The sequence below is a fragment of the Virgibacillus sp. M23 genome (assembly GCF_034190895.1).
GTDB classification, from domain to species: Bacteria; Bacillota; Bacilli; order Bacillales; family Amphibacillaceae; genus Virgibacillus; species Virgibacillus salarius.
Genome location: NZ_JAWDHA010000142.1, coordinates 1 through 708, shown reverse-complemented (window position 1 = coordinate 708; position 708 = coordinate 1). Strand labels below are relative to the sequence as shown.

The following is a 708-nucleotide window of genomic DNA, read 5'->3' as shown; positions in this document are numbered from 1 at the left end:
CCATTTTGCTTACCCATGGCCACAGTGATCATATCGGAGGTGCATCAAAATGGTTAGAGAGATTTGATCTTCCGATTTATGCCCACCAGAAAGAACTTATATATATCAATGGAGAAGCGCCTTATCCAAACAAAAATGAAGCAGAGAACACAGGGGTAGCCCATATTGTTCAGCCGCTGACAGAGCAAACGCTTGCTCACCTGCCTCTGCAATATGATTTAACACCCGGACATTCCCCGGGGCATGTCGTGTATTATCATAAAATCGATCGTACGCTCTTAACGGGTGATCTTTTTATCACAAGTAAGGAGGATTTACACCCACCTATAAGAAGATTCAGTGTTGATATAAATGAGAACATCGATAGCGGCTCAATCATAGATCAAATCAAACCAACGCTCATTTGCTCTTCACATGGCGAAGAAATTCTTTATAACGATGAATTGTATAAAAACTATGTGGTAAGGTATAGGGATTAATGCAGTAGCGATAGAACTGGAAGCAGGTGACACTGTCCTCGTTCTTTCTCAGACACTGCTTGATTCGGATAAAAAGGACTCCGAGTATGCGATGGGAAGAAGGGCAACCTATGTCTTTAAGAAGAATGCGAAAGACGAGTGGCTTTGTGTAATCGATAATTCATATGGTACTGATTTAATTGGTGTGTAAGATATGTCTTTGATGTGCCATTCCTGCATATAATGATTC

At 41.0% G+C, this 708-nt stretch carries 1 protein-coding gene and 1 pseudogene; both read left to right on the top strand.

The features are described from left to right. On the top strand, positions 1-479 hold a 479-nt coding region (locus RVS70_RS21660; RefSeq protein WP_321134784.1), incomplete at its 5' end, for an MBL fold metallo-hydrolase. Positions 480-489: 10 nt separating this feature from the next. Further along, positions 490-669, top strand: a pseudogene (locus RVS70_RS21655) (DUF4440 domain-containing protein); the annotation flags it as partial. Positions 670-708: the final 39 nt, after the last annotated feature.